Genomic DNA, 20,540 nt, shown 5'->3' on the forward strand with positions numbered 1-20,540 from the left:
GTCGTGGCGCACGTCGAGGTCGGGCAGCCCACCTACAGGCGATGACCCCTATGGTCGGTAAGGGACTGGCCGTGCGGGGGCTGCTTGGCGGGTGTCACCCAGCGGACTGGCGAGTGCTCTTTCGAATCCGGTGAGGGCGTTGATGAGGTCGGGGACCTCGAATGCGCGATTACGCCTGCCGATGGTGGTCTGTTTGAGCACGCCCGCCGCCGCGAGCTGGTTGACCGCGTCGTTGGCTCGCTGGGCGGATCGCCCGATCAGGCCGGCGGCGGTGGTGGCCGTGAGCACGGGAGCAGAGGGAAGCACTCGCAGTAGAAGATCGACGGAGGACCCCGCGCGCACTCTCCCCAGCTTTTCTCGCCAGCCCCTTTCGAGGGCGTCGAGTGTCGCGCCGAAACGATCCGTGTCGATACTGGCGCGGGCGGCGTCCGCGACGAATCGATCGAGACAGGTGCCCATGCCCTCCTGGGCTTGCGGAGAGTCGGAGGCTCCCTCGTAACGGTATGCGGTGAGTGCGGAGATGTAGGCATCGGTGTGTGACGCCAGGATGAGACTGATCGGTGGGGCGAAGCGGGGAGCCAATCCTCGACGACGGAGGATCAGGTGGATGAGTGCCCGTCCCGTACGGCCGTTGCCGTCAACGAATGGGTGGATCGTCTCGAACTGTGCGTGTGCGATGGCCGCCTGGACCAGGGCGGGATGGTCGTCTCCTGATATGTACGCGCACAGGTCTTCGAGGAGCGAGTGAACTCTGTCGGGCGGTGGGGGGACGAAGTCGGCGCCGCATGGTGACATGCCGGTTCCGCCAACCCAGTTCTGTTCGGTTCTGATCAGGCCGCCGAAGCGTGCGTCCCGAGTTCCGTTGAGAAGCCTTTGGTGGACTTCCAGGATGTCAGTGACATGTACGGCTGGTGCGTCCGCGAGTTCGAGAGCCGATTCCATCGCCCGGACGTTCCCGAGGACCGCGTGTGCCGTGTCATCGTGTGCCTCTATGCCGGTACGTGATGCCACATCGGCTTTGGCGAGACGCCGTACATTGATCTGCAGGCCCTCGATGAAGGAACTCGCCACAGCTTCGGCTCGTAGGAGGAGCCTGGCCAGCGCTTCAAGACTGATCAGGGCTTGTGGGGATGCGTTCAACTCCACGAGCCGGCGCTCGACGTCGCTCACATCCGCTGCGCGTTGTGCCGTCAGGTTCAGGGGGCGGCCCAGCAGAGGATCGGGAACGTACGCCTTGTAGTGGCACGGTTGGCGTTCCGCTCGTGTGGCACCGCCCGGAGTACCTGGCCAGGACATGGCGATGTACTCGGCCATAAGCGTTCTCCCCCTCCATCCATACGAACGGTTAGATGTTAACCGTTCGTATGGGCGCCAGATGTGAACTCTCTGGATTCGAGATCGGTGAGGGCTCCGGTCCGGTCTGAACGTACGGTGCCGCGACGGCGGAAATCGAAATGTCCGAGAGACCGGCTGGCGGGTACCCCGCGCGAGGACCTAGGAAGGGAATCGCAGTGGGGCACGTCGAGGTCGGCCGGCCCACCTGCGAGCCATGACCCCTTGAACGGTGAACCTGGCCCTCGTTGGGGAGGGGATGTGCCCGGGCTGTCAGGTGCATGCCGGCCACGGGGCGGTGTCGCAGGTGCGGTCGGGAAGTGAAGGACCTTGGCTGCTCATGAGGGGTAGCGCTCCGTCCCGCTTCGCCGGGAAGGATGTCGATCCGCCGTCCTGAGGCAACCTGATCGCGGGATAGGCATGGAATAGGCATGCAGTCTGAGATCAGGAGTGTGATGGAGGAACCGCCACCGGAGCTCCATGCGGTGGCCGATCCGGCCGACGTCATCGTCACCGATTTGTTCATGACCCACCGTCTCGGCCTCGTCCGCTTCGCTTTTCTGCTGGTGGGGGACCAGGAAACGGCCGAGGACATCGTGCAGGATGTTTTCGCGGCGGTTCACCGCCGGTGGAGCCGATTGACCGACCACGGTCAGATGCTGCCCTATCTGCGGACGGCCGTGCTCAACGGTTGCCGCATGGTCCACCGGCGCCGGGCGATCGCCCGGCGTTTCGGTGGTGATCGGAAAGTGCCGTTCTGGTCCGCGGAGGCCGAGGCTTTGCTGGGGGAGACCCGTCGCGAGGTGTTTCTGGCCGTGCGCGCTCTGCCGCGCCGTCAGCGTGAGGCGGTGGTGCTGCGCTACTACCTCGACCTGTCGGAGGGGGACATCGCCGAGGTCATGGGTGTCAGCCGTGGAACGGTGAAGTCGACCACGTCCCGCGCGCTCAAGACGCTCGCTGTGAAACTGGAGGAGGAGCGATGACTTCGCAGATCGAAGACCGGCTCCGCGACGCCTTTACCGCCGGGGCCGGACTGGTGGGTGCCGAGACCCTGCGCTCCGCCGACCAGGCGGTACGGCCGAAGGCCGTTCGTCGCCTTCGCGGATCTCTTCGCATGGCTCCGCTGCTGGCCGCTCTGGCCGTCGTGGTGGTGAGTGTCGCTGTCGCGGCTGGGTTGCGTGGGTCGGGTCCAGTACGGTCCGCGCTGGAAGGTTTGTCCGGCCCTCGTTTCCTGCTGACCGCCGGAAATGACGGGTTGATGGTCCGCGACGCCCACAACGGTAAGATCACCGACCGGGTTGTGATGCCTCGATCCCCGGAGGGAAGCACCCGGGGCGTGCCCGGCGGATATCTGCTCGCCGGAACCGGAGAGGGCAGAACGTTCTACGTCGCCCAGAGCGTGCGGTCCCGCCAGACGACGGTGAGCACCACGTGGTTCTACCGGCTACGGATCGACGGGTGGGGGAAGGTCACCGAACTGGCACGCGATGTGATCCCCCCTGTGACCGGTACGACCGCGTCCTCCCTCGCCGTCACGGACGACGGCACCCGACTGGCCTACAGCGTCGACGGCAAGGTGTGCGGTAAGGACAAGACGCTGCGCTTCTGTCCCGGAGCCCGGCTCACGGTCGTCGATCTGCCAGCCGGGACGACGCGCACCTGGACGACGAGCGCCGCCGGAAACCTCTGGAGCCTGTCGTGGGCGGCCGACCGCCGCACGCTGGGCTTCGTGGTCATGTCTCAGGCCCGGGTCCTTGACACGACCGCCGCCGGTGACACGCTCGGAACCAGCCGGACGGTGGCTCAGGGGGTGGATGCCCCGGAGGCCGCGGCGATCAGCCCGGACGGTCACAGGATGCTGGTCGGCCGTAAGTACCTGTCCGACGGCCGGGGACCGCACCGCTACACGATCGAGGAGTACTCCGTCATGGACGGTCGGAGGATCCGTACGCTTTTCAGCGCGGAGCACCCCGACAGGAACATCCCCTGGTGGAACCTGATCCGCTACGACGCCACCGGGCGCCACCTGCTCTTCAAGGGGAACCTCTACCCGCTGAGCAGGCTGGACGACGGTCAGGTGACCGTCCTCGTCCATCCGGAGCCCTTGGACCCGGGTTTCCCGGATGCCCCACCGCAGGAGATGTCGGCGGCCTGGTAACGCTGGTCCGCCCCGAGTCATGATCACAAACCGCGTGGACGCCTGGCTGCTCCGTGGCATCGGGACCGCCTGATCTCAGGCGGTCCCGCAACCGCCGTACCGGGAAAACGAGGATGCCCGTGGGCGAAAACGACGGGTACCCTGCGCGAGGGCCTAGGAAAGGGAATTGTCGTGGGGCACGTTGAGGTTGGCCATCTGACGTACGTTCTGCCGGACGGGCGGCCGTTGCTGGACGATGTGTCCTTCCGGGTCGGCGAGGGGGTCAAGGCGGCGCTCGTCGGGCCCAACGGGGCGGGTAAGACGACGCTGATGCGGCTGATCGCGGGTGACCTGCAGCCGGTCGACGGGAGCGTCGCCAGCTCCGGCGGCCTGGGGATCATGCGGCAGTTCATCGGCAGCATCCGGGACGGCCGGTCCGTGCACGACCTGCTGGTCAGCGTCGCCCCTCAGCGGGTGCGGGAGGCGGCGGCGAAACTCGAGGCCGCCGAGCTCGTGATGATGGAGCGCGAGGACGAGAAGGCCCAGATGCGCTACGCGCAGGCCATCACCGACTACAGCGACGCCGGCGGCTACGACATCGAGGTGCTCTGGGACACCTGCACGATGGCCGCGCTCGGCATGCCGTACGACAACTGCAAGTACCGCGAGGTCAACACGCTGTCGGGCGGTGAGCAGAAGCGGCTGGTGCTGGAGGCGCTGCTGCGCGGCCCCGACCAGACGCTGCTGCTCGACGAGCCGGACAACTACCTCGACGTGCCGGGCAAGCTCTGGCTGGAGCAGGCGCTCCGCGAGACCCCCAAGACGGTGGTGCTGGTCAGCCACGACCGGCAGCTCCTGGCCAACGCGGCGGACCGGATCATCACCGTCGAGTCCGGCAACATCTGGGTCCACGGTGGGGGGTTCGGCGGCTACGCCCAGGCGCGCAGGGAGCGCAACGAGCGCCTCGACGAGTTGAAGAAGCGCTGGGACGAGGAGCACGCCAAGATCAAGCGGCTGGTCCTGATGCTCAAGCAGAAGGCCAAGTACATGGACACCATGGCCGCCGCCTACCACTCGGCCCAGACCCGGTTGCGCAGGTTCGAGGAGGCCGGGCCGCCGGAGGCGGCGCCCAAGGAGCAGTTCATCAGCATGCGGCTGAAGGGCGGCCGGACCGCCAAGCGGGCGGTGATCTGCGAACGGCTTGAGCTCACCGGCCTGATGAAGCCGTTCGATCTGGAGATCTGGTACGGCGAGCGGGTCGCGGTGCTGGGTTCCAACGGCTCGGGCAAGTCGCACTTCCTGCGCCTGATCGCCGGGGAGGAGGTCAGGCACACCGGGGTGGCCAGGCTCGGCGCCCGGGTCGTTCCCGGGCATTTCGCTCAGACGCACGCCCGTCCAGAGCTCATCGGCCGGACGCCCTGCGAGATCGTCATGACCGAGCACGCCCGGCTCAAGAACGAGGCGATGAAGGCGCTGTCCCGATACGAACTGGCCGGAACCATCGCCGAGCAGCGCTTCGAGACCCTCTCCGGCGGCCAGCAGGCCCGGCTGCAGATCCTGCTGCTCGAACTGTCCGGCACCACCCTGCTGCTGCTGGACGAGCCGACGGACAACCTCGACCTGGCCAGCGCCGAGGCTCTCCAGGAAGGGCTGGACGCCTTCGACGGGACCGTGGTCGCCGTCACCCACGACCGTTGGTTCGCCGATGACTTCGACCGCTATCTGGTCTTCGGTGCCGATGGAAAGGTCTACGAATCATCCGAACCGGTATGGGATGAGACCAGGGTGGTCCGCCAGAGGTAAAGACTCGGGTCGTTCCCGGCGCGTCGGAGTGGGAGGGGTACCGCCACCGGTTATCACGGCTAGGTGACGCACAGCACCCGAATCGTCGGCGCCCTCGCCCTCCTTCTCCTCATCGGAAGTGCCGGATGCACCGATGAGGAGGAGAAGCAGAAGCGGGCCGCCGCGCTCCAGCCGATCGCAGTCAGGGAGCAGGCATCGTCCATCGTCAAGGGTGACGATGGGTATGTGGTGAACTGGGCAGGAGTGCTGGCCAACACCAACCCGTGGCACTTCGGCGAGCACATCGTGGCCACCGTGGTGGCCAAGAACGCCGAGGGCAAGGAGGTGGTCCGGCTGGAACAGCCGCTGGACGCGGTGCCTCCCGCCGGAACCCTGCCCTTCACCGGCCAGGTGGTGACCCAGGACAAGCCCGCCGCCGTGAGCATCGCGTACCGCCCGGCCCGCTGGCACCTGGCCGGCCGGATCGTCTCGGCCTTCCAGCCCTTCCCGGTCCGCGGCGTGCTGACCGACCGCACCGCCGACGGCAACTATCTCGTCACCGGCTACGTCGGCACCCCGTACGTGATGCCGACCCGTAGCCTGGCCGTCACCGCGCTGCTGCGCGACAAGCGGGGCAAGCTGCTCGGCGGTGGGAGCACGTTCGTGGACAACCTCCAGGCGGGTGAGAACCGCCGGTTCATCCTGCAGATCAAGAGTGTCCAGAACACCCGCGACATCGCCTCCGCCGAGGTGACCGCGCGCACCTGGGGGTCGAGCAGCCGCCCCTTCGAACAGCTCGCCCTCGGCGGCGCGCTGCCCCTGCACACGGTCAAGCCGAAGATGCCCCCGTTCGCCAAGGACCGGGGCAGGCAGGCCCCGCTCGCGAACGCCGGCCACCCGTGATCGGGAATCCTCTCCATGACATACCGATAAGCGCGATTAATTCAGCTAAATGGCTATTCTTCAACATTTATGACTACGGGTCGCGGGGGATGGTTTACTGGATTCATTGACTCCACGGAGACAGTTGGAGTCACTGTGAAGAAATTGCTGGAACTTATAGTTGTCAACCGTTTACCTTCGGTTGCATGACTGACGGTGTCCTGGTCGAAGCACTGCGCGCGAGGGAACCCGCGGCCCTTTCCGGCCTCTACGACTCGTATGCGGAAAGCGTCTACCGATACTGCCATTCAATGCTCGGCACCTCGGCGGGTGCGGAACCGGCGTTCCTCGACACCTTCGTCGCGGCCGAGGCCCATATTCACGCGCTCGCCGACTCCCGTCGGCTGGAGGCGTGGCTGTACGCACTCGCTCGGGGGGAGTGCGTACGGCGCGATCCTGCCGGGGAGCCTGACCCGCAGGTCCCCGTTCCGGCGGACGCCGGTGAGGCGGACCTGCGGGTGATGGCGTGGAACGCCACCCGGAGCCTGTCGCCCGAGGACCGGGAGGTCCTCGACCTGAGCTGCCGGCACGGATTCGGGCCCGTCGACCTCGCCGCGGTCCTGGGCGTCACCACCAAGGTCGCGGCCGCGCGGTACGAATCGGCGAGGGGGCAGCTGCGCGACGTCGTCACCGCGGAGGTCCTCGTCCGCAAGGGGCCCCACGACTGCGCGAGCCGGGCCCGCATGCTGACCGGCTTCACCGGCGAGCTCACCGCGCGGACGCGCGAGCGGGTGATCCGCCACGTGACCCGGTGCGACACCTGCGCCCCGCACCGGGTCAGGCAGGTCTCCGCGGCCAAGGTCTTCGACCTGCTCCCGGTGGTCGCGCCGCCGCCGACGCTGCGCGCGCGGGTGATGGACTGCTTCACCGACCCCGCGCGGATCCCCTACCGGCACGACGTCGCCCACCGGGTCGGCCCCCTCGACGGTGCCGGGTTTCCCGCCGGTACGGCGCGCGGAGGTCGTCGCCGGCCCTACGTGATGGCCGGTACGGCGGCCGCGGTCGCCGCGTCGGTGGCGCTCGCTCTGCTCCTCACCCAGACCACCCTCCGGTCCGAAGACGCGAGCCCCGGTGTCGCCTCGGAGGTGTTCTCGGCGGCGGCGGAGCCTCCGGCCGCCCAGCGGCCGGATGAGCACCAGAGGCCGGGGGAGTACCGCGGCTCCGAGGAGCCCGGCCGGTCAGGGGAGCGCCGACGGGTGGACGCGCCGCAGGCGCCGGCGCCCGTCCGCGCGGAAACGGCCGTCGGGTGGACCGGCTCGCCCGGAGTGACGGAGCCGGTCGGCGTCACCAGGCCCGGCCCCGAGATCGACCGTCGGGTGCCGGTGCCGGGCCCGACCGGCCACCCGGCGGAGACCCCGCCCCCACCACCGGGCAACGGGCCTTCGACCGGCGGGCCTTCGACCGGCGGGCCGTCGGGTGGCGGGCCGGTGTTGCCGGGGGCTCCCGGGGCCGGTGCGCCGGACAGCCGCCTCCCGCACCGTGACCACCACGGACACCGATCCTTCCCCCCTTGCCGCGACACACAGCGATCGACGGACCCGGGCGGCCCGCAGGCGAGCCCGGCACCTTGGCGGGGCGGCCCGAGGCCCCCGCGAGGAGAGCACAGGCCACCCCGGGTGACCCCCCGGCCCCCTCAGGTGGCTCCAGGACCTCCGCAGGCGGACCCCCGGCCGCCATGGGCGAATCCTCGGCCGCCGTATGCCGGTCCCATGCCGCCGCTCGCCGATCCGCAGGCTCCGTCCGCCGGCCCCGGGCCGTCGCGGGGAGACCTGAGACCTCCGCGTTCCGGGCCGCGGGGAGACCTCGGCCGGCCGGGGGCCGCTCAGCGGCGGTCCCCGGACGCCTCCCGGCCGGCATTCACCGGATCGAATCCCGCTCCACCCCCGCCGCCCGGCTCTCCCGCGTTCTCCGGCCCTTCCACCTCACCGGAAGGGCCGGTCACGCCCCTCGCCGAGCGGCCTCCGGGCGGCAGGACGCCGGCCGTCTGAGCGTCGAGACGCTTTCGGCATCCCTTCGGCGGTACGGGCCGAGCCCCTCACGAGCGGCGGTATTGTGGCGGGCGGTGACTACGTGGCGTGAGTGCCATGTGTGCGTAGAGTGACGAATGGGAATGTTGAGGTAGGCCGCCTGGCACGCGGCGACGCGCCGCGTTCCGCGGTGAGACCGCGGCAAGCGGTGTTTCAGGGGGACTCCGGGGGGAGACGCATGCATTCAGTCAGACGGCGCCGCCATGCCGCCGCAGTGGCGGGCCTGGCCTGCTGCCTGATCGCCGGACAGGGGCTCCCCGCCGGCGCCGTGCCCGGCCGGTCGGGACCGGCCGACGACGCCGCGCCCGGCGGCGTGACGGGCCCGTCGGCCGACGAGGTCGCCGAGGCACGGGCCATGGCCCGCGAGCGTGGTGAGAGGCTCGGCGAGACCACGGTCCTGGTCGCCGAGGCACGGGCCAGGCTGGAGGAGCTCGTCGCCGACGCGGAGAGGCTCGTCGAGTCGTACAACGGGGAGCTCGTCAAGACGGCTCGCGCCAAGGAGCTCTCCGCCCAGGCGGCCGAGCGGGCGAAGACCGCCGGCTCCCAGGTCGCCAAGGCCCGAGAGGCGGTGGCCGCGATCACCGCCCAGAGCTACGGCGGGCTGGACATCGCCCAGCCCATGATGGCCATGATGACCGGCAACGGCGGACCCACGGACGACGGCTACCTGCGCAGGGTCAGCATTCTGGCCCACATGGGTGGGGGGCAGGCCGAGACGCTCAAGCAGCTGCGGGAGTCCCAGGAGGTCTTCGCCATCCTCCAGGCCCAGGCGGAGGACGCGTACGCCGAGCAGCGGGAGGCGCAGGCGGAGGCCGAGGAGGCGAAGCAGGCCGCGGAGGAGGCCGTCGCCAGACAGGTCGACGAGACCCGGCGGATCGAAGAGGAACAGGCGCGGCTGGAGAAGCTGGCCGACGAGGCACGGAGTACGGCCGAGAAGCTCGCCAGGGAACGCGAGGTGGCCCTGGAGCAGGCCAGGATCGCCAGGGAGAACGCCGAGCGTGCCCGATACCAGGCGGCCGCGATGCGCCGCGAGGCGGCTCGGATGGGAGTGGCCTCGGGGGAGCCCGTATCGCGCTGGGCGCTCAACGTGACCGCCGAGTCGGCCAGGGGCGACATCGCCGCCGACTGGGCGCTCACCCAGCTCGACAAGCCGTACGTGTGGGCGGCCGACGGGCCGGCCGCCTACGACTGCTCGGGGCTGACCATGCGGGCCTGGGAGCGGGTCGGGATCGACATGGACCACTGGACCGGCACCCAGTGGACCTCGGGCCCGCACGTGCGGCTCAGCGAGCTCCGCCGGGGCGACCTGCTCTTCTACGGGCAGGTCACGGGGAATCCCGGAGACATCCACCATGTGGGGATCTACGTCGGCCGGGGGCTGATGGTGCACGCCCCGCAGACGGGGGACGTGGTCCGGGTCGCGCCGATGTGGCGCAGCGACCTCATCGGCGCGACCCGCCCCGCGTGAGACCTGTCCGGTGTGACGGCTCAGCAGTGGTTCAGCGGCACTGAGCCGTCACCCGTGGCGGCTCAGTGCTTGTCGGAGGCCTCGTCCTGGGCGCGCTTGATGGAACGGACGATCTCCTCCTCGGCCTCCACCCTGCCGACCCAGTTGGCGCCCTCGACCGACTTGCCGGGCTCCAGGTCCTTGTAGACCTCGAAGAAGTGCTGGATCTCCAGGCGGTCGAACTCCGGCACGTGGTGGATGTCGCGGATGTGCTCCATCCGGGGGTCGGTGGCGGGGACGCAGAGGACCTTGTCGTCGCCGCCCTTCTCGTCGGTCATGCGGAACATGCCGACCGCGCGGCACTTGATCAGGCAGCCGGGGAAGGTCGGCTCCTGGAGCAGCACCAGGGCGTCGAGGGGATCACCGTCCTCGCCCAGCGTGTCTTCGATGAAGCCGTAGTCGGCGGGGTACTGCGTGGAGGTGAAGAGCATGCGGTCGAGCCTGATGCGGCCTGACTCGTGGTCCACCTCGTACTTGTTCCGTTGCCCCTTGGGAATCTCAACGAGAACGTCGAACTCCACCGCGTTTCCTCCACTCAGACCCCCGGGCACCCCCGGTTGGGCGTTAATGTCTCGTAGGCGTTTTATGCCTTTTGGCTACTGACGATGAGAGGTCGGCGACGTAATGGTAATGCGGCGTGAGCGGTGGGTGGCTTTGGTCACTCTCGTCCTGCTGCAGATTTTCGTCGTCGCGGCCGGGGCACACCTGATCACCAGCGGTGTGCTGGTCAAAGGTGAGTCCGAGCGTGTCGCGTCGGCGGCGCCGCCCCCCGTCCCGGTCATCACCTCGGGTCCGGTGCTGGCCGCGGGGGGGAACGGACCTCTCCCCGCCAAGGGTACTTTGGCAGGGCGGTTGACCGAGGCGTTGGGGGACCCCGCTCTGGGCGGAAGCGTCGGAGCCGTGGTCATCGACGCGGAGACGGGCGCCATGCTGTTCGGCAGCCACGAGAGCAAGGGCATCACTCCCGCCTCCACCACCAAGGTCGTCACCGCTGTCGCCGCGCTGGCCTCGCTGGGGCCCGACACCACGCTGAGCACCCGGGTGGTGCGGGGCTCCTCGCCGGGCTCGATCATCCTCGTCGGCGGCGGCGACCCCACCCTGGCGAGCCCGAGAACGGCGGCCGGCCAGGTCTATCCCAGGCCCGCCTCGCTCGCCACCCTCGCCTCGCGCACCGCCAGGGCGCTGGCGGCGGCGGGGACGTCCAAGGTGACGGTGGCCTACGACGACTCCCTCTACGTGGGGCCGCGCACCGCCGCGTCGTGGAAGCCCGGCTACGTGCCCGAGGGCAGCGTGGCCCCCGTCACCGCGCTCATGGTCGACGAGGGCAGGATCTCCAGCGGCGACCAGAGAACCTCCGACCCCTCCCGCGCGGCGCACAGCGCGTTCGTGTCGCTGCTGTCGAAGTACGGCATCACGGTTTCCAAGTCCGCCAGGCGGTCCACGGCGCCGGCCGGTGCCAAGGAGATCGCCAGGGTCGAATCCGCGCCGGTCTACGCCCTGGCCGAGCGGGCGCTCACGCTCAGCGACAACGACCTCTCCGAGGCGCTGGCCAGGCACGTGGCGATCAAGGAGGGCGAGCCCGCCTCCTTCGACGGCGGCGCCCGGGCGGTCGGCAAGGTGCTGGCCAGGCTCGGCGCCGACAAGGGCGTGCGGGTCTTCGACGGCAGCGGGTTGTCCCCCAGGAACCGCATCACCCCCGAGGCCCTGGCCCGCCTGGTCGCGGTGGCGGCCTCCCCGGCCAACCCCGGCCTGAACCCGATCGTCAGCGGCATGCCGGTCGCCGGCTTCAGCGGCACCCTCGGGCACAGGTTCGACAAGACGCGCTCCGCCTACGGGCTCGTCCGTGCCAAGACGGGCACCCTGGACGGGGTCAACACGCTGGCGGGTATGACCACCACGCGTGCCGGACGCCTGGTGACCTTCGCCTTCATGGCGGACGACGTCCCACCCGGCTGGGGCAAGGCGGAGGCGGCCCTCGACAGGCTCGCGGCGGCGGTGGCCGCCAGTTGATCAAGGGTTCCGGGTGCGCGGCCCGGGAAGGGAGCACGTACGGTGGACGGTATGCAGGTGATCGACTGGGATCTTGCCGTAGCGACCGGAACGCGCCTGGTGCGCCCCGGGCCGCAAGTGAGCCGAGAGGAGGCCCGGCAGGCCGTCGCTGATCTGCGGCGGCTCTCGCGCGAGGCCGAAGGGCACGTCCGCGAGTTCACCCGAATCGACACCGAGACCGCGCCGCAGCCCGCGACCGTCGTCGACAGGCCCGGCTGGATCAAGGCCAACGTCGACGGGTTCCGGGTGGTGCTGGAGCCGCTCACCGAGCGGATGGCCGCCCGCGGTGGCCAGACGCCGGCGATCGTGGGCGCGGTGGGCTCACGCGTCACCGGGGTCGAGGTGGGTGCGGTGCTGGCCTTTCTCGCCTCCCGTGTCCTCGGGCAGTACGAGCTGTTCCTGCCGCCGGACCCGACCGGCCAGGCGGCCACGGGGCGCCTCACCCTGGTGGCACCCAACATCGTCCACGCCGAGCACGAGCTCAACGTCAACCCGAGTGACTTCCGTCTCTGGGTCTGCCTGCACGAGGAGACCCACCGGGTGCAGTTCACCGGGGTCCACTGGCTGCGCGAGTACGTCAGGACGCAGACGACGGACTTCCTGCTGGCCTCCGACATCGACCTGCCCGCCCTGCTGGAGCGGCTCCGCTCGGCCGCCGGCACGTTCACGGACGTCATCAGGGGCGGCGAGGGCAATCTGATCGACGCGATCCAGACGCCCGAGCAGAAAGTGATCCTCGACCGGCTCACCGCGGTGATGACCCTGGTCGAGGGGCACGGCGACTACGTCATGGACGCGGTCGGCCCCTCGGTGGTCCCCTCGGTCGCCGACATCCGGGCCAAGTTCCACCACCGCCGCGAGGGTGGTTCCCGCTTCGACCGCACGATCCGCAAGCTGCTCGGCCTCGACCTCAAGATGAAGCAGTACGCCGAGGGATCGGCCTTCGTCCGTACCGTCGTGGGCCAGGTGGGCATCGACGGCTTCAACAAGGTCTGGACCTCGCCCGAGACCCTTCCCACCCAGGGAGAGATCTCCAAGCCCGAGCGGTGGATCGCCAGGGTGATCGACGCCCCGGCCATCTCCGAGGCCGGCGGCACTCCCGGCTGAGGCGTCCGTCCCCCGGGAGGCCCGGGAGAGCCCAGGGGGACACGTGGGGGACGGCGCCGCCTCGCGCGGTGCCGCACCCCCGTCCGAGGCCGGAGAATGGCGAGCATGGGTCCGCATCCCGCCGTCGCAGACGTCCGCCGTGCCGTACGGCACGCGCTGGGCGACCTGGAACCGGGCGAGCTGGTGCTGGCCGCGTGCAGCGGTGGCGCCGACTCCCTGGCCCTGGCCGCCGCGCTGGGTTTCACCGCGCCCAGGGCCGGGCTCCGCGCCGGTCTGCTGACCGTCGACCACGGCCTGCAGGCAGGCTCCGGGGAGCGCGCGGCCGACGTGGTACGGCTCGCGCCCGGTCTGGGGCTCGACCTCGCCGAGGCGCTCGCGGTCTCCGTCGGCACCTCGGGAGGCCCTGAGGCGGCGGCCAGAGCGGCCAGGTACGCGGCTCTGTCACAGGCCGCCGAGCGGTTCGGGGCGGCGGTCGTGCTGCTCGGGCACACCAGGGACGACCAGGCGGAGACCGTGCTGCTCAGGCTGGCCAGGGGGAGCGGTACCCGGTCGCTGGCCGGGATGCCCGCGCGGACCGGTGTCTACCGGCGGCCGCTGCTGGGGCTCGGCCGCGCGACGACGGTGGCGGCCTGCGCGGCGCTCGGCCTGTCCCCGTGGGACGATCCGCACAACCTCGACGCCCGCTACGCCCGGGTCCGGGTCCGCGAGCGGCTGCTCCCCGCCCTGGAGGACGAACTCGGCCCCGGCGTCGCCGAGGCGCTCGCCAGGACCGCCGACCTCTGCCGTGACGACGCCGACGCGCTCGACGCATGGGCCGCCGAGGTCTACGCCCGCGTCGCGGTACGAGATTGCGCTCTTAGCGATATCGGAGTGGTGACGATGGCCGTACGGGACCTGGAACGCCTTCCCGCGGCCGTGCGCCGCAGGGTGCTGCGGAGAGCGGCGATCGACGCGGGGGCGCCGCCCGGCACTCTCGCGGCCTCGCACGTCCTGCAGGTGGACCGTCTGGTCACACAGTGGCGGGGACAGCGGCGGATAGAGGTGCCCGGGGGGGTGGGGGCGATCCGCCGGTATGACACCCTGATACTCGCCAGACAGTCAATCAGCCCCGTTTCGTAAGGAAAATCCCAGGTGGACGCAGCCGACATGGGCAAGGACCTCTCGAAGGTCCTCATCCCCGAGGAAGAGCTCCAGGCCAAGATCAAGGAGCTCGCGAGCCGGATAGACGAGGACTACGCGGGCAGGGATCTGCTGATCGTGGGCGTGCTCAAGGGCGCGGTCATGGTGATGGCGGACCTGGCGAGGGCCCTGCACGTGCCGGTGCAGATGGACTGGATGGCGGTGTCGTCCTACGGAGCGGGCACCAGGTCGTCGGGCGTCGTGCGGGTGCTCAAGGATCTCGACACCGACATCGCCGGCCGTCACGTGCTGGTCGTCGAGGACATCATCGACTCGGGCCTGACCCTGTCGTGGCTGGTGCACAACCTGAAGTCGCGCAACCCCGCCTCGGTGGAGATCTGCGCAGCGCTGCGCAAGCCGGACGCGGTCAAGGTGCCGATCGACGTCAAGTACGTCGGTTTTGACATTCCCAACGAGTTCGTCATCGGTTATGGCCTCGACTACGCCGAGCGCTACCGCAACCTCCCCTTCATCGGAACTCTCGCGCCGCACGTGTATGGAGCGGAGTGAAAAGTACGCCCTGCGCGAAGTGTGTCATTCACAAACGCGACATTGCCCATAGCGGCGGGGAACACGGACCTACCTGACGTACGTTGGTAGGGAAAGCCGGTGCTGTCCGCGCGGTGACCCCGCACGCCACGCCGGTGTACCTTCGGACGACCGAAGAGGTGGCCTCCGCCGCTTTCGGACAGTCAGTTGGAGCGGTTAGGGATACCGCGAACCCCGGGTCCGCCCGGGGTTGCCAGGCTCTGGTCAGGAAGGGACGGGCCCGCCGGGGTTCCGCATCGGATGGATCTCAAGCGATTTACACGTGGGCCACTGCTGTGGATCCTGGGCATCGTCGTTCTGCTGCTTCTCGTCACCACCATGTGGGGCGGCGACGGCAACTTCGAGAAGAGAGACACCTCTCAGATCATCAGCTGGATCGATGAGGGCAAGGTCTCCAACGCGAAGATCATCGACAAGGAACAGCGCATCGAGGTCACGCTGACCGACGGCAAGCGCTACTACTCCTCGTGGGTGACCGGCCAGGGCGTTCAGCTCGCCGACCAGCTCCAGACCGCGGTCGGGGCGAAGAAGCTGGACAAGGGCTACAACGTCGACGTGCCCAAGGAGAACTTCCTCCTCAGCCTCCTGGTGAGCTTCCTGCCGATCGTCTTCATCGTGCTGATCTTCCTGTTCATCATGAACCAGATGCAGGGCGGCGGCTCCCGGGTGATGAACTTCGGCAAGTCGAAGGCCAAACTCATCACCAAGGACACTCCGAAGACCACCTTCGCCGACGTCGCGGGTGCCGACGAGGCCATCGAGGAGCTCCAGGAGATCAAGGAGTTCCTGCAGGCCCCGGCCAAGTTCCAGGCGATCGGCGCCAAGATCCCCAAGGGTGTGCTGCTCTACGGCCCGCCGGGAACCGGTAAGACCCTGCTCGCCAGGGCCGTCGCCGGTGAGGCCGGGGTGCCGTTCTACTCCATCTCCGGTTCCGACTTCGTGGAGATGTTCGTCGGCGTCGGCGCCTCGCGAGTCCGCGACCTGTTCGAGCAGGCCAAGGCGAACGCTCCGGCGATCATCTTCATCGACGAGATCGACGCGGTGGGCCGCCACCGCGGCGCCGGTCTCGGTGGTGGTCACGACGAGCGCGAGCAGACGCTGAACCAGCTCCTCGTCGAGATGGACGGCTTCGACGTCAAGGGCGGCGTGATCCTGATCGCCGCGACCAACCGGCCCGACATCCTCGACCCGGCGCTGCTGCGCCCCGGCCGTTTCGACCGCCAGGTCACCGTCGACCGCCCCGACCTGGAGGGCCGCAAGGGCATCCTCAAGGTGCACGGTCGCGGCAAGCCGTTCGCCGAGGGCGTCGACCTCGACATCATCGCCCGCAGGACGCCCGGTTTCACCGGCGCCGACCTGGCCAACGTGATCAACGAGGCCGCGCTGCTCACCGCGCGGGCCGACCAGAAGCTGATCACGATGGAGCTCCTTGAGGAGTCCATCGACCGCGTGATGGCCGGTCCCGAGCGCAAGTCCCGCGTCATGTCGGACCAGGAAAAGAAGATCATCGCGTACCACGAGGGCGGTCACGCCCTGGTCGCGCACGCGCTGCCCAACTCCGACCCGGTCCACAAGATCACGATCCTGTCCCGCGGACGCGCCCTCGGCTACACGATGACGCTGCCGATGGAGGACAAGTTCCTCGCGACCCGCTCGGAGATGATGGACCAGCTCGCGATGCTGCTCGGTGGCCGCACGGCTGAGGAGCTCGTCTTCCACGAGCCCACCACCGGTGCCTCCAACGACATCGAGAAGGCCACCTCCATCGCCCGCCGCATGGTCACCGAGTACGGCATGAGCGAGCAGCTCGGCGCCCGCAAGTTCGGCAGCGGCAACGCCGAGGTCTTCCTCGGACGTGAGATGGGTCACGAGCGCGACTACTCCGAGAAGATCGCCTCCACGATCGACGAGGAGGTCCGCCGCCTCATCGAGTCGGGCCACGACCAGGCCTGGGAGATCCTCGTCGAATACCGCGACGTGCTCGACAACCTGGTGCTGGAGCTGATGGAGAAGGAGACCCTCTCCCGCGAGCAGGTCCTGCAGATCTTCGCCCCGGTCGTCGTCAAGGAGAAGAGGCCCTCCTACTCGGGTTACGGCAAGCGGCTGCCCTCCAACCGCCCGCCGATCCTGTCCCGCAAGGAGCAGTCGGGCAACGGCTCGCTTCCCCCCGGTGAGCAGGTGACCGAGGGTAACGGTATCCTTCCCAACGGATCGGGCCAGCCCGACTCCGTGCAGAGGGACGGGAACTGAGTGTGAGTGTCAAGCCACTTCCGGTCGACACGGTCCGGCTGGAGAGTGCGGTCCGCGAGATCCTCATCGCCATCGGTGAGGATCCCGACCGCGACGGTCTCCGGGACACCCCGGCCCGGGTCGCCCGTGCCTACGCGGAGCAGTTCGCCGGGCTGGGGCAGACCCCCGAGGACGTCCTGACCACGGTCTTCGACGTCGACCACGACGAGATGGTGCTGGTTCGCGACATCGAGGTCTACTCGACCTGCGAGCACCACCTCGTGCCGTTCCACGGCGTGGCCCACGTCGGCTACATCCCCAACGAGAAGGGGCAGGTCACCGGCCTGTCCAAGCTCGCCCGCCTGGTCGACGTCTATGCCAGGCGTCCCCAGGTGCAGGAGCGGATGACCTCCCAGATCGCCGACGCGCTCATGGACGTGCTGGAGCCGCGCGGGGTCATCGTCGTGATCGAGTGTGAGCACCTCTGCATGACCATGCGGGGCGTCCGCAAGCCCGGTGCCAAGACGATCACCTCGGCGGTGCGCGGAAGCTTCCGCGACAGCGACAGGACCCGCGCCGAGGCGATGGCCCTGATCATCCGCTGATCTCGCAGAGCATCCACGGAACCCCGTCCGGACCGCCCTTCGGCGGCACGGACGGGGTTCCGCGTTACCGCCCAGAGAAATCCCCCAAGCCAACCTTGATCCGGCTAATATCGCCATACCCGGCAGGACCGGGTGCTCTGTGATCTTCGGATCGCGGCGGACACGCCCCAGGGTCCCCCCGGAGGAGGACGCATGCAGGCCGGACACCCCGACCGAAGGCCGTCCGCTCCGTGACGGGTGTACGAATTCGTGGTGGCACAAGCCGGACCCGCGAGACGGACGGACGGTGCACAACGCCTAGGCTTGTCCGCATGACTACGTGGAGTGTGCCCGGGCTGCCGGACGTGGGCCGGTGTCTCGTGATGGGCGTGGTCAACGTGACTCCCGACTCCTTCTCCGACGGCGGCCGATGGTTCGACCCCGCGGAGGCCGTGCGTCACGGCCTGGAGTTGGTCGAGCAGGGGGCCGACATCGTCGATGTGGGGGGCGAGTCCACCAGGCCGGGCGCCGCGAGGGTGCCGCTGGAGGAGGAGGTGGCCAGGGTCGAGCCGGTCATCAGGGAGCTGAGCCGCGCGGGGGTCGCCGTCAGCGTCGACACCATGCGGGCCGAGGTGGCCCAGGTGGCGGTGGAGGCCGGGGCGAAGCTGGTCAACGACGTCAGCGGAGGGCTGGCCGACCCGGCGATGCCCAGGGTCGTGGCCGCCTCCGGCGTGCCGTACGTGGTGATGCACTGGCGGGGGCACAGCCACGCCATGCAGGACAGGGCCGTGTACGGCGACGTGGTGACCGAGGTCTGCCAGGAGCTCACCAAGCGGGTCGAGTCCGTGCTGGCCGAGGGGGTGGCGGAGGAACAGATCGTGCTCGACCCGGGGTTGGGTTTCTCCAAGAACCCCGACCACAACTGGGCTCTGATCGCGGGCCTCGACCGGCTCGCCGAGCTGGGCTATCCGCTGCTCGTCGGGGCCTCGCGGAAACGGTTCCTGGGGCGCCTGCTGGCCGCCCCGGACGGCACGCCTCGCCCTTTCAGCCGCAGTGACGACGCCACGCTCGCCGTGACCGCCCTCGTCGCCCAGGCGGGGGCCTGGTGCGTGCGCGTGCACGATGTCCGCCCGAACGCGGACGCCGTCCGTGTGGCTGCCGCAGTTCAGAGAGCGAGACCATGAGCGTCGACACCACCGCCGTCGAGACGGTCAACCAGGCCTTCTACACCGCCATCGAGGACGCCGACCTCGACAAGATGACCGAGATCTGGGCCGAGGACATCGATGGCGAGCAGGTGAGCTGCGTGCACCCCGGGTGGCCGATCGTGAACGGCCGGCAGGAGGTGCTGCGCTCATGGGCGCTCATCATGGCCAACACGCCCTACATCCAGTTCGTGCTGACCGACGTCCGGGTCATGGTCCTGGGCGACGTCGCCATCCTCACCTGTGAGGAGAACATCCTCACCGCGGGAGACGAGGGTGATTCCAGCTTCGCCGCGGGCAAGGTGGTGGCGAGCAACACCTTCGTGCGTACGTCCGCGGGGTGGCGGCTCTGGCTGCACCACGGCTCGCCCGTGCTGCAGGGTGACGACGACGAAGAGGAAGAGGAGGTGGCGTGAGCGAGCGCACCGGCGAACGGCCCGGCGGGAACGGTTCCAGGGCGGCCGGGGTACGGGCCGGTGACGGATCCCACGACCAGGAGCCCCTGCGGATCAACGACGGCGTCGCCGACCTGATCGGCGATTCACTCCAGGACCCACCGGGGGATCCGGCAGGTGCGGCGTACGGCCTGCCGTCAGACCGGGTGGCGGACCGGATCAGCCTGAAGGGGCTGCGGGTGCGCGGGCGGCACGGCGTGCTGGCGGCGGAGCGGGAGCTCGGCCAGGAGTTCGTCGTCGACGTCACGCTCTTCCTCGACACGGCGCCCGCGGCGGCCGGCGACGACCTCGGCAGGACGGTTCACTACGGCGAGCTCGCCGAGGATCTGGCGAGGGTCGTGGCGGGCGAGCCGGTCGACCTGATCGAGACCCTGGCTCAGCGCCTGGCCGATGTCTGCCTGGCCCGCGAGCTCGTCCGGTCGGCGGAGGTGAGCGTGCACAAGCCCGCCGCGCCGATCCCGCTGCCGTTCGACGACGTGATCGTGACGATCACCCGGAGCCGGGCATGAGGGTGGTCCTGGCGCTCGGCAGCAACCTGGGCGACCGTTTCGGCACCCTGCGGGGTGGGCTGGACGCCCTCCTCGCCGAACCGGGGCTCACGCTCGTCGCGGTGTCGCCGGTCTACGAGACCGACCCGGTCGGCGGCCCGGAGCAGGGCGCCTACCTCAACGCGGTGGTGATCGCCGAGAGCGCGCTGGAACCCCTGGCCCTCCTCGATCGTGCTCAAGGTGTGGAGAACGCCTTCGGCCGGGTCCGGGTGGAGCGCTGGGGAGCGCGCACCCTGGACGTCGATCTGATCACCGTGGGAGACGTCGTCATGGACGACCCGGACCTGACCCTGCCGCATCCCAGGGCGCACGAGCGGGCGTTCGTGCTGGTCCCGTGGGTGCGGGCCGATCCGGACGCCGTCCTGTCCGGGCGCCGGGTGGCCGATCTGCTGGCCGGTCTCGACCAGGACTACGTGCGGCCCCGCCCCGAGCTGGCCCTCCAGGGGCCCGGGTGAGGCCCAGCCGTCCCGGCGTCCTCGTCGGGCTCTTCGTCGTGGTCACCATCCTCACCTGGGCGCTGCTCAAGCCGCTCTACGTGTCCCTGCCGACCGTGCCGTGGACGGCGATCCCGACGGTGCTCGTGCTGGCGATCGGCGAGGCCTACAGCGGGTGGATGACGAAGGCCAGGATCGAGCGCAGGCCCGACACCAAGCCCGTCGATCCCCTGGCGGTGGCCCGGCTGGCGGCCCTGGCCAAGGCCTCCGCGTACGCCGGGGCGGTCTTCGCCGGACTCTTCGCCGGATTCACCCTCTACACCGCCGAACTGCTCGACCAGAGGGTGCCCCGTCAGGACTTCTTCATCACCGGCGGGTCGATGCTGGTGTGCGTGCTGCTGGTCTGCGCGGCCCTGTACCTGGAGTACTGCTGCAAGGTGCCCAAGGACTCCGCGGACGACGACCGCTGAGCGG

The 20,540-nt window shown here is 69.5% G+C and carries 19 protein-coding genes; 17 read left to right on the forward strand and 2 right to left on the reverse strand.

Annotated elements, in window-relative coordinates:
* Positions 1-48: 48 nt before the first annotated feature.
* Positions 49-1,314: a Fic family protein gene (locus ABT061_RS33455; protein WP_350925568.1), complete on the reverse strand. Its 1,266-nt coding sequence runs from the start codon at positions 1,312-1,314 to the stop codon at positions 49-51.
* 473 nt (positions 1,315-1,787) lie between these two features.
* Here ABT061_RS33455 and ABT061_RS33460 point away from each other — a divergent pair, with 473 nt between their 5' ends.
* From ABT061_RS33460 to ABT061_RS33485, 6 genes are all read left to right on the forward strand, one after another.
* The gene (locus ABT061_RS33460; RefSeq protein WP_350925570.1) at positions 1,788-2,315 is read left to right on the forward strand and encodes a SigE family RNA polymerase sigma factor; all 528 of its coding nucleotides are present in this window, start codon (positions 1,788-1,790) and stop codon (positions 2,313-2,315) included.
* Positions 2,312-3,490 carry a hypothetical protein gene (locus ABT061_RS33465; RefSeq protein ID WP_350925572.1) on the forward strand — a complete coding sequence of 393 codons (1,179 nt, stop codon included), beginning with the start codon at positions 2,312-2,314 and terminating at the stop codon, positions 3,488-3,490. Before ABT061_RS33460 ends, ABT061_RS33465 begins: the two co-directional genes overlap by 4 nt.
* A gap of 171 nt (positions 3,491-3,661) precedes the next feature.
* Positions 3,662-5,272 (forward strand): ABC-F family ATP-binding cassette domain-containing protein, encoded by a 1,611-nt coding sequence (locus ABT061_RS33470; protein ID WP_350925574.1) that lies wholly within the window; start codon positions 3,662-3,664, stop codon positions 5,270-5,272.
* 63 nt (positions 5,273-5,335) lie between these two features.
* Complete coding sequence (locus ABT061_RS33475; protein WP_350925576.1) at positions 5,336-6,154, forward strand: hypothetical protein; 819 nt, start codon at positions 5,336-5,338, stop codon at positions 6,152-6,154.
* Between the two features lie 185 nt (positions 6,155-6,339).
* On the forward strand, positions 6,340-8,181 hold the full coding sequence (locus ABT061_RS33480; protein ID WP_350925578.1) for an RNA polymerase sigma factor: 1,842 nt from the start codon (positions 6,340-6,342) through the stop codon (positions 8,179-8,181).
* A gap of 217 nt (positions 8,182-8,398) precedes the next feature.
* A complete protein-coding gene (locus ABT061_RS33485; protein ID WP_350925580.1) occupies positions 8,399-9,688 on the forward strand; it encodes a C40 family peptidase in 1,290 nt (429 codons plus the stop codon).
* A 62-nt stretch (positions 9,689-9,750) separates the two neighbouring features.
* Here the strand turns inward: ABT061_RS33485 and ABT061_RS33490 are convergent, their stop codons facing one another.
* Entirely contained in the window at positions 9,751-10,248 is a 498-nt protein-coding gene (locus ABT061_RS33490) for an inorganic diphosphatase (protein WP_350925582.1), read from the reverse strand.
* A 127-nt stretch (positions 10,249-10,375) separates the two neighbouring features.
* On the opposite strand from ABT061_RS33490, the gene dacB reads away from it, so the two are divergent.
* The 11 genes from dacB to ABT061_RS33545 all read left to right on the forward strand — a co-directional run bounded on the left by dacB (position 10,376) and on the right by ABT061_RS33545 (position 20,536).
* Positions 10,376-11,737, forward strand: coding sequence for a D-alanyl-D-alanine carboxypeptidase/D-alanyl-D-alanine endopeptidase (gene dacB / locus ABT061_RS33495; protein ID WP_350925584.1), 1,362 nt, complete (start codon positions 10,376-10,378; stop codon positions 11,735-11,737).
* 51 nt (positions 11,738-11,788) lie between these two features.
* On the forward strand, positions 11,789-12,883 hold the full coding sequence (locus ABT061_RS33500) for an Rv3626c family coenzyme F420 biosynthesis-associated protein (RefSeq protein WP_350925725.1): 1,095 nt from the start codon (positions 11,789-11,791) through the stop codon (positions 12,881-12,883).
* A gap of 105 nt (positions 12,884-12,988) precedes the next feature.
* Positions 12,989-14,002, forward strand: a complete 1,014-nt coding sequence (gene tilS / locus ABT061_RS33505) for a tRNA lysidine(34) synthetase TilS (RefSeq protein WP_350925586.1) — start codon at positions 12,989-12,991, stop codon at positions 14,000-14,002.
* Between the two features lie 12 nt (positions 14,003-14,014).
* Positions 14,015-14,572: a hypoxanthine phosphoribosyltransferase gene (gene hpt / locus ABT061_RS33510; protein ID WP_350925588.1), complete on the forward strand. Its 558-nt coding sequence runs from the start codon at positions 14,015-14,017 to the stop codon at positions 14,570-14,572.
* 279 nt (positions 14,573-14,851) lie between these two features.
* A complete protein-coding gene (gene ftsH / locus ABT061_RS33515) occupies positions 14,852-16,861 on the forward strand; it encodes an ATP-dependent zinc metalloprotease FtsH (RefSeq protein WP_350925590.1) in 2,010 nt (669 codons plus the stop codon).
* A 2-nt stretch (positions 16,862-16,863) separates the two neighbouring features.
* On the forward strand, positions 16,864-17,445 hold the full coding sequence (gene folE / locus ABT061_RS33520; RefSeq protein WP_350925592.1) for a GTP cyclohydrolase I FolE: 582 nt from the start codon (positions 16,864-16,866) through the stop codon (positions 17,443-17,445).
* A gap of 311 nt (positions 17,446-17,756) precedes the next feature.
* A complete protein-coding gene (gene folP, locus ABT061_RS33525; protein ID WP_350925594.1) occupies positions 17,757-18,608 on the forward strand; it encodes a dihydropteroate synthase in 852 nt (283 codons plus the stop codon).
* The gene (locus ABT061_RS33530; RefSeq protein WP_030905684.1) at positions 18,605-19,045 is read left to right on the forward strand and encodes a nuclear transport factor 2 family protein; all 441 of its coding nucleotides are present in this window, start codon (positions 18,605-18,607) and stop codon (positions 19,043-19,045) included. The genes folP and ABT061_RS33530 overlap by 4 nt, the downstream gene beginning before the upstream one ends.
* A 185-nt stretch (positions 19,046-19,230) precedes the next feature.
* Positions 19,231-19,593, forward strand: a complete 363-nt coding sequence (gene folB / locus ABT061_RS33535; RefSeq protein ID WP_350925727.1) for a dihydroneopterin aldolase — start codon at positions 19,231-19,233, stop codon at positions 19,591-19,593.
* On the forward strand, positions 19,590-20,087 hold the full coding sequence (folK, locus tag ABT061_RS33540; protein WP_350925597.1) for a 2-amino-4-hydroxy-6-hydroxymethyldihydropteridine diphosphokinase: 498 nt from the start codon (positions 19,590-19,592) through the stop codon (positions 20,085-20,087). Before folB ends, folK begins: the two co-directional genes overlap by 4 nt.
* Entirely contained in the window at positions 20,084-20,536 is a 453-nt protein-coding gene (locus ABT061_RS33545; protein ID WP_350925599.1) for a DUF3180 domain-containing protein, read from the forward strand. Before folK ends, ABT061_RS33545 begins: the two co-directional genes overlap by 4 nt.
* Positions 20,537-20,540 lie beyond the last annotated feature (4 nt).

The organism is Streptosporangium sp. NPDC002544, assembly GCF_040295965.1.
Taxonomy (GTDB): Bacteria; Actinomycetota; Actinomycetes; order Streptosporangiales; family Streptosporangiaceae; genus Streptosporangium.